6 protein-coding genes are annotated in these 8,909 nt (G+C 70.6%); 3 read left to right on the top strand and 3 right to left on the bottom strand.

Annotated elements, in window-relative coordinates:
• Positions 1–63: 63 nt before the first annotated feature.
• The 3 genes from AB0B89_RS32685 (at position 64) to AB0B89_RS32695 (ending at position 5,051) form a co-directional block, all read left to right on the top strand.
• Positions 64–3,186 carry a M14 family zinc carboxypeptidase gene (locus tag AB0B89_RS32685; protein ID WP_358560496.1) on the top strand — a complete coding sequence of 1,041 codons (3,123 nt, stop codon included), beginning with the start codon at positions 64–66 and terminating at the stop codon, positions 3,184–3,186.
• 74 nt (positions 3,187–3,260) lie between these two features.
• Positions 3,261–3,893, top strand: coding sequence for a hypothetical protein (locus AB0B89_RS32690; RefSeq protein WP_358560498.1), 633 nt, complete (start codon positions 3,261–3,263; stop codon positions 3,891–3,893).
• A gap of 99 nt (positions 3,894–3,992) precedes the next feature.
• Positions 3,993–5,051 carry a hypothetical protein gene (locus AB0B89_RS32695; RefSeq protein WP_358560500.1) on the top strand — a complete coding sequence of 353 codons (1,059 nt, stop codon included), beginning with the start codon at positions 3,993–3,995 and terminating at the stop codon, positions 5,049–5,051.
• A 153-nt stretch (positions 5,052–5,204) separates the two neighbouring features.
• Here AB0B89_RS32695 and AB0B89_RS32700 read toward each other — a convergent pair whose 3' ends face one another.
• The 3 genes from AB0B89_RS32700 to AB0B89_RS32710 all read right to left on the bottom strand — a co-directional run.
• Positions 5,205–5,435: a hypothetical protein gene (locus AB0B89_RS32700; RefSeq protein ID WP_358560502.1), complete on the bottom strand. Its 231-nt coding sequence runs from the start codon at positions 5,433–5,435 to the stop codon at positions 5,205–5,207.
• 268 nt (positions 5,436–5,703) lie between these two features.
• Positions 5,704–6,546 (bottom strand): alpha/beta hydrolase, encoded by an 843-nt coding sequence (locus AB0B89_RS32705; RefSeq protein WP_358560504.1) that lies wholly within the window; start codon positions 6,544–6,546, stop codon positions 5,704–5,706.
• 300 nt (positions 6,547–6,846) lie between these two features.
• Positions 6,847–8,909, bottom strand: a 2,063-nt coding sequence (locus tag AB0B89_RS32710; protein ID WP_358560506.1) for a LuxR C-terminal-related transcriptional regulator, incomplete at its 5' end; no start/stop codon positions are given.

Consider the following 8,909-nt stretch of genomic DNA (forward strand, 5'->3'; position numbering starts at 1 on the left):
GAGCAGCATGCCTCCGCCTATTCGCTGGTCATCGGAGTAAAGACGTTGAATCGTGGCGTTGAGATGCTTGATGTGGGGGGCTTCGACCCGGGTCGCCAGAACGGCGTCGCGTTGGTCCGGATCGTCGTGCCGGACCAGTCCGAGGTGGACCGGCTGGCCGATATGGGCGTGGACCTGGCCGAATACAAGAAGCCTGTGGATGACGGCATCGAGGTGCACGCCATCCTCAGCCCCCAGGAGGCCGACCACCTGAGGAGCCAGGGCTTCGATCTTCGTGGCGTCATCTCCGACGAGAGCGACGTCGCCGCCAACAAGGTCGAGCGGCGCCAGGCCCTCGCGAAGGTCGCCGAGGCCGAGGCCGAGGCCGACAAGCTGACGGTGCTCCGCGCGGAGTGGTTCACCAGTGTGGACAACCAGCGCTTCCTGTCGGTCGAGGTGAAGTCGAGCGCGACCGACGCGCAGACCATCCTCACCGCCACCTGGGACAGCGGCAAGGACACCGCTCCCGACTCGGGCGGCACGGCGACCATGTCCCGGTTCACCGACGCCGGGCAGTACATGTACCACCGGTTCACCTCGCCGCTCGCGATCGACCAGCAGCCGGCCAAGGTCACGATCACCAGCAACCGCGGCGGTTCCGCGACGGCGAAGGTGACCAAGTGGCTGGGTGCGCCGCGCAAGGCACCGAGCCCGCACTACGTCTCCGACTTCGTCGACCACTACATGGACGCGACCGAGGTCAACCAGCGCATCGTCGATCTGGCCAAGGCCTTCCCGAAGACGTCGGAGATCATCGATCTGCCGTACAAGACGAACGGCTACCGCCGGCTCGCCCAGGCGCAGTTCGGCACGGGATCGGCCAGCATCGTCTACCTGAGCTCCAAGGCCTACGGCAGCGAGGGCGGCAACGACATCACCGCCGCGCTGGTCAACCCGAACGCCGCCGGCTCCGCGCTGACGGTCGGGGTCAACGGCAAGGACATCGTGGTCAACCTGGCGACCGACGCGTCGGGCTCGATCACCAGCACCGCCAAGCAGGTGGTGGACGCCGTGAACGCCAACCCGGCGGCGTCGGCACTGGTGACGGCCAGCACCTACCGCGGCAACGCGGGCGCGGGTGTGGTGGCCGCCGCGGCGGCGACACGGCTGACCGACTACCTCAAGGCCCCGGCGAGCGTGTCGCGCGACCCGTTCCAGATGAAGGTGCTGCGCATCGGCAAGAAGCGGGACCGTTCCAAGGTCGGGGTGTTCCTCTACTGCCAGGAGCACGCCCGTGAATGGGTCACCCCGCTGACCTGCGTGGAGACCGCCGAGCGGTTGCTTCGCAACTACTCGGCGGACAAGGCGACCAAGAAGCTCGTGGACAACCTCGACATCTTCGTGCTGCCGACCGTCAACCCCGACGGTTCGCACTACTCGATGTACGACTACAACATGCAGCGCAGGAACCTGACCAACCACTGCGCCGCCAACGCCGCCGACCCCGCGAACCGCAACTCCTGGGGTGTGGACCTGAACCGGAACTTCTCGGTCGGCTCCTACTTCGACGGGTTCAACGGTGCCTCGGCGAGCTGCACCGGTGATACCTACGCCGGTCCCGCCGAGCTGTCGGAGCCGGAGGCGCGCAACGAGGTGTGGCTCACCCAGCAGTACCCCAACATCAAGTTCGCGATGAACACCCACTCCTACGGTGGCTACTTCATGTGGCCTCCGGGGGCCTACAAGACCGCTGGGCGTGAGCTGCTGCCGCGGGTCGACTTCGGTACCGAGAACTACTTCTGGTCCGCCTCCGACCACATCCTGTCCGCGGTGCAGGCCTACCGCGCCACGGCGATCTGGCCGGGCCGTACCGGTCCCGTCACCGACGTCCTCTACTCCGCGGCCGGCAACAGCGCGGACGAGCACTGGTACAACCGGGGCATCATCAGCTGGGACTTCGAGGTCGGCGCGGACCTGTACAACCCCGCCACCAAGCGGTTCACCGCGGTCGGCTTCCAGCCGGCCTTCAGCGAGGGACACGAGGAGGCGATGGAGTTCGCCAACGGGCAGATCGCCATCCTGGAGGTCGCCCGCGCCTTCGCCGACGACCGCGAGCGTCCCGCGTCGCAGCTGAAGATCACCGAAAAGACCGGCGGCTCCACCACGTTCACCTTCAAGACCAGCGAGCCCGCCAACGTGTACTACACGCTGGACGGCAGCCGGCCGACGCTGAACTCGCTGAAACTAACGTCGGCGGGCATGCGTGAGGGCGCGCAGCAGATCAGGGTCGGCAAGACCACCGAGGTGTCCTGGTTCGCCGTCGACATCGCCGGAAACGTCGAGAACAACTACGCGCCGGACGGCAGCGGCAAGAACTACAACAAGGAGACCGTGAAGGTCAAGGCGCCGCCGGTGACGACCGCGACGACCAGCCCGGCCGAGCCTGCCGGTGGCTGGTTCACCGGCCCGGTGTCGGTCACGCTGTCCGCGACCCCCGGGCAGGACAGCAAGGTCGACCGTACCGAGTACCAGCTCGACGGCGGCGACTGGACCAAGTACACGACGCCGATCGCCATCAACGGGGACGGCTCGCACACGCTGGCCTACCGCTCCGTCGACAAGGCGGGCAGTGTCGAGGTCACCCAGACGCTGACCGTCAAGGTGGACGCGACCGCGCCGGTGACGACCGCCACGGTCGGCGCGGCGGACCAGGGCGGTGTGCCGGCGACCCTCTCCGCGACGGACGAGACGTCCGGCGTGGCCGGCACCCAGTACTCCTTGGACGGCGGCGCCTGGACCCCCTACACCGGTACGGTCACCGTCTCCGGCCAGGGCGGGCACGAGCTGCGGTTCCGTTCCACCGACAAGGCCGGGAACGTCGAGGAGATCAAGGCCGTCGCGGTGCCGGTCGCTCCGGAGATCGCGATGACCGTGACCGCCCAGGCCCGTTGCGTGGGCACGTCGGCGTACGTGGCGGTCACGGCCGTCAACGACGCCTCGGTGCCGGTGAACGTGACGCTGTCGACCTCCTACGGTTCCAAGACCGTGGCCGACGTCGCCCCGGGCAAGCAGGCGTACCAGTCCTTCAACACCCGGGCCAAGCAGCTCGCCGCCGGCACGGTGAACGTGACGGGCACCGCGACGATCGGCGGCAGGCAGGTCACCTCGTCCTACGACGCCGCCTACACCGCGATCGACTGCGGCTGACCCGGCCCGCTGGTGGCCCCGGTGCACGCGCCGGGGCCACCAGCTGAACGAACCCCTATAAGTGGAGCAATCATATGAAAAGCAGTAGGACCACCCAGATACTCGCCACATCCGTGCTCGCCCTCGCCCTAGCCGGCGTGGCCGGTCCCGCGATGGCGGACGGCGACCCCGACACCGACGGGATCGAGGTGTCGGTGACGATCGAACCCCTCCGCGTCCCCGGCCAGGTCTCCATGACCGTCGCCGACAACAACGGCGTCACCCTCACCGAGAACGGCTCCAACGCCGCCGCCCGCCAGTTCACCGGCACCCTGCCCACCGTCACCGTCACCGACACCCGCCTCCCCGACGAGATCCCCGCAGGAAACTTCTGGGCCGTCGTCGGCCAATCCAGCCAACTCGTCGCCACCGGCGACCCGGCCAAGACCATCGGCCCCGAATACCTCGGATGGGCCCCCCACCTGCTCACCGGCTCCACCACCGGAGCCGTCGAAGCCGGCGAACCCATCTCCAGCGTCGTCTCCGACGGCACCGGAGCACCCGCCGTAGGCCTGCAAGGCCAAGAACTCCTCGTATCCACCGCGAACTCCGCCGAAGAGATCGGCACCCACAAGGTCAACGCCGACCTCGCACTACGAACCCCGGTCGACGTCGCCGCCGGGGAATACCACTCCACCCTGACGCTCTCACTGTTCAACCAGTCCTGAGCCGGAGGGGCGGGACGCCCCTGCCGCTCGGTCCGTCCGGGACGTGTGCCAGTCTGGCTCACGTCCCGGACCTTCACGATCAGACAGGAGACACCTCTGTTGGCCATGAGCAGTCCGCGCAGGGCACTCGCCCTCCTCGCGCTCCTGTGCGCTGCCGGCGCGACCACCACGGTCGGATTCGCCTCCCCGGCCGGCGCCGATAGCCGGAGCGACATCACCTGGTCGGTCGCGCCGGCCGACGCCAACGGCCCCGACGGCCGCAGCGTGATCGATGTCGAACTGGCCGGTGGGCAGGAGGTGACCGAGCATGTCGCGGTCGTCAACCGCTCCACCAAGGAGGTCGTCTTCGCGATCGACGCCAACGACGGCTACCTGACCGCCAAGGGGCTGTTCGACATGCGGCCCTCGGACGCCACGCCGACCGACGGCGGAGCATGGATCAAGGTTCCCGACAAGGTGAGCCTTCCCGCCGGTGCCACCGCCGTCGTGCCCATCAAGGTCTCGGTGCCGCGGAACGCGACGCCGGGGGACCACCCCGCCGGTGTCACCGCGTCCGTGGACACGATCTCCGGACAGGTCCGGGTCCAGAACCGGGTGGGCGTCCGGGTGAACCTCCGTGTGACCGGCGACTACATGGCCAAAGTCGCCGTGACCGATCTGCGGGCCGAATACTCCGGCTCATGGAACCCCTTCGCCGGGGGCTCCATCGACGTGACCTACACCGTGACGAACGACGGCAATGTCCGGGTGGCCCCGGACACGAGCGTCCGAACGTCCGCCTTGCTGGGGGAAAGCGGCTGGGACGACACGTCCGAAGCGAAGTCCAGGGAAATCATGCCGGGTGGCAGCCGCCAGTTCACCGCGCGGGTGACCGGCGTCTGGCCGATGGGGTCGATCACCACGAAGGTCGCGGCGGTTCCCTCACCCGTGGGTAAGTCGCCCTCGGGCGTCGTCGCCGAGCAGGTGACGATCGGCACCACGCTCTGGGCACTTCCGTGGCCGCAGCTCGCCTTCCTCGTCCTCCTCGTCGTCGCCTTCCTCGTCATCAGGATGGCCGCTGCCCGGCGCCGCAGGCGCCTCGAACGACAGGCCGCGATCCTGCGCGAGGCGAGCGCACTGATCGCCCAGTACGGCGACAGGCCGAAAGACGGGCCGTGACCGGGGGTGCCGGGACGTACGGCACGACCGCGGAGGATCTCGCCTCCCGGCCGGACGTCACCGTGCGCCTCCTGGCGTGAACGGGCCGGTCGCCCGGCCCGTTTCCGAGGCCGGCCGATCCGGCCCAGGGCCCGCCGTGGACGGCCGGCGGTCTCAGAGCTTGGTGAGCTTGGCGTACGGCGCGAGGATGCGCTCTTGCTGCGGGCCGAAGTCGACGAGCACCGCGATGTCGTCCTCGACACCGATCACCCGGCCGAGGCCGTACTTGTCGTGGGTTACCAGATCCTGCAAGGCGTACTGCTCGACAGGGGGGACGGGAGCGGCTGGGACGTTGAAAGGACTTCCAGGCAGGTAGCGCCGGGTCACGGTCCGGGATGTCTTCATTGTCTCCAGTATGCGCCTACCGGGCCCATCACGGTACAGGTCTTGCCGATTATTCCGCAGAGTTCGGTGCCCTGGCCAGCGCATACGCCCCTGGCCCGCACCCGTCCGCGGCCGGTCATGACCACCATACGCCCTGCCGGTCAGGATCTCCCCGACACCACGCCGCCACGCGGAGCGATCGCGCCGCGGGTCGGCGCGCCGTGGGCGGACAGGTCCGGGCATGCCGATGGCGGCCGCGTGGCGGCCGCCATCGGAGGGGTGCGGGGCGTTACGCGTGGGGGCAGGTGTCGCGGTACTCCTCGATCGCCGAGCTTCTGGGAGCCGGGCAGAGGAACTGCTCGTAGCGGGTGTCGTCGTCGATGAACCGCTTCATCCACGAGATCATGTACTTGGCCATCGTGGTGTTCGACGTCTGCGGGAAGAAGTGCGAGGCGTTGTTGAGCTCCATGTACGCCTTCTCCGACGACGCGGGGATGCTGTTGTAGAACGGTTCCGAGTGCGTGGCCACGGGGGCGATGGTGTCCGCCTCGCCACCGATGATCATCGTTGGCACGCGTACGCCCGACCAGCTCTTGGTGAGGTTCCACGGCGCGAGCGGGATGGCCGCCTGGAGGGACGGCCTGGCGTTCGCCGCTTCCAGGGTGCCGCCGCCTCCCATGGAGTGGCCCGCGACGGCGAGCCGGCTGGAGTCGATCCGGCTCCTGACGGAACTGCTGCCGACCAGGTAGTCCAGTGCGGCCAGCAGCTGCCGTCCCCGGCTGTCGGGCTGGTCGTAGATCGTGTTGGTCTCGATGCCGAACACGACGAACCCCTGGGACGCGAGCCGGGGGCCGAGCCAGCTGAGGCTGGACCACGTGGCGGTGTAGCCCGGGGCGATGGCGATGGCCCCGAACGTCCCCTGGCTGGTGTCGGTCGGGTAGTAGATGGTGCCGCCGCCGAAGCCGATGACCCCGATCGAGGAGACGGAGGTCTGGGACGTGGCGAAGGGGCCGCGGGCCGCCTCGATGCTGGCGTTGGTGGGGGCGGGCCCGCGCTCGTACGGGTTGGCGGCGGCCTGGACGCCGGGGGCGAAGGCGACGCCTCCGCCGGCCAGGACCAGCGCGAGGCACACCTTGGCGACCGTCCGCGCGCCCAGAGAACCACGGGACGAGGGTCGGGGGCTGAGGGAGAGGAGTTTCCGAGGCTGCACGTTGCTGTGCTCCCTGCTGATGGGGGGTGGGAGGACCACGCGGGCGGCAGGCGCGGGACGTCGACCGGAGACTTCCCCGATCGCCGTGCCAGAGGGAGAACGACGCCTGGTGGTTCCCGTTGACTGCTGACTGCCGCAATTGTCGAGTCGCCCGGTCATCCACGCATCGGCGAAATCACTAGCCTTCTAATGAAGTGGTGAGGTGCGGTGCCCACCCGGGGGTCAGGTGAGGAAGCGGACCAGTTCCACGCGGGAGCGGATGCCGAGCCTGGCGAAGATGTTCCTGAGGTGGTGCTCGACGGTGCGGGGGCTGAGGAAGAGCTGGGCGGCCACCTCGCGGTTGGTGGCGCCCTCGGCGACCATTCGCGCGATCTGGTACTGCTGGGCCGTGAGCTGCTCGGCCTGCGCGGACGCCGGGGACCGTGCGGCGTGGGCGGACGACCGTACGGCCTGACCGGCGGCGCGCAGCTCGCCCCTCGCCTGGTCGATCCACAGGCGGGCACCGAGCCGTTCGAAGGTCTCCAGCGCGCTGTGCAGGTGTTCCCTGGCCGAGCCGGGCCGCCGCTCCCGGCGCAGTGCGCTCCCGAAGAGGAGCTGCGTACGCGCGGTCTCGAACGCGCACGAGCCCCGGTGATGGAGGTCGAGGGCGTGCCGGAAGAGCTCGTCGGCCTCGCCCGGCCCGGCGAGCAGCGCGTGGCACCGCGCCGCGAGCGCGAGCCGGTCGGGGCTGCGGGTGCTGGCCGCCCAGAGGTCGAGCACCCGCAACGCGGCCACGGCCCTGTCCCGGTCCCCCGTGCGCGCGGCGGCCTCGATGAAGATGGGGGTCGCCATGACCCGCACCACGACGTGGCCGTTCCTGCGCTGGGCGCGCAGCCGGTTGGCGGCCTCGGCCACCCGCCCCGCGGCGAGGTCGAGATGGGCCAGCGCCCAGTTGCCGAGTGCCCCGGCCACGCCCAGGCCGTGGGCGTCGGCGAGTTCGAGCGCGGCGCCGGCCCGGATGCGGCAGGTCTCCTCGTCCCCCTGGACTGCTGCGGTGAGCGCGAGCCATGCCAGGTGGTGGCCGGCGGTGTTGAGCTGGCCGGTCTCCTGGGCGAGCCGCAGGCCCTCGACGGCGTTGGCCGCGACGGAGGCGTAGCGGCCCATCCAGATCTCGGCGTGGATCACCGACTCCAGCAGTTGCGGGAGCGCGGAGGCCACTCCCCTGCCGCGCGCGGTCTCGACGGCCCTGGTGGCCAGCGTGAGCGCGTGGGCGTCCTGACCGAGCAGCAGGCTGGCGACGCCCGCCCATACCAGCATGGCAGGGTCGCGCGTGGTGGGGGCCAGCCGCAGGACCCGGCGCAGCGGGTCCGCGGCCTCGGCGTGCTCTCCCCGGAAGGTGGCCGCCATCCCGGCGAGGTACTCGAACATCAGCTGGGTGGCCGGGGAGTCGTCGGGACGGCGAAGCGCGGCGGCGCGGCGGGCGATGGCGAGGAACCGCCGGTTGTCCCCGGCGAGGTAGCCGGCCTCGGCGGCGCGGACGAGCGCGCGCACGCCGAGAGCGCGGTCACGGTCGAGCAGCCATCCGGCGGCGGCGAGGAACCGGTCGTGCGCGTTGCCGGTCTCGCCGCCGAACAGCTCCAGGCTTCCGTGGAGGAGCTCCGCCCGCCCGCGCATCTCCTCGGGGACCGTCAGGGACGACAGCCGGGCGAGCAGCGACCTGGCGTGCTGCGGGTGCCCGGCGTTCGACGCGTGGCGTGCGGCGGCGGCCAGCCGCGCGGCCTTGACGTCGCCGTGCCCGGTGAGCTCCGCCGCGCGTTCGAGCGCGAGGAAGGGCTCCGGGTGGCCGCTGCGCGCGGGCGCGGCCTCCGCCGCCGTGGCCAGCTCGTCCGCCAGTTCCTCGCGGGGGCCGTCGAGGGCCACCGCCCGGTGCCACGCCCGGCGCAGGCGCTGGTGGTCCTGGTCGAGAACGTCCGCCAGCAGGCGGTGCGCCGCCCGGCGCCGGGCCAGGGACGCGCCGGAGTAGACGACCGAGCCCATCGCCGGTTCGGTGAAGGCGTAGCGGTCGCCGGTGGCCCGGACGACCCCGGCGGTCTCGGCCGGTTCGAGGGCGAGGAGCGCGTGCGGGGGCTCGGCGGCCCGGATCAGCGTGGCCGTGTCCAGTTCGGGATCGGCGGCGAGGAGCAACAGCAGGTGCCGGGCGTCGCCGGACAGCCGCGCGAGCCGGTCGGCGCAGGCGCGCGTACGAGCGTGCGGGACGAGGGCCGTGCGGACGACGGCGAGGCCGCCGAACGTCCCCACGGCGCACC

Source organism: Sphaerisporangium sp. NPDC049002, from assembly GCF_040649355.1.
Lineage (GTDB): Bacteria > Actinomycetota > Actinomycetes > Streptosporangiales > Streptosporangiaceae > Sphaerisporangium.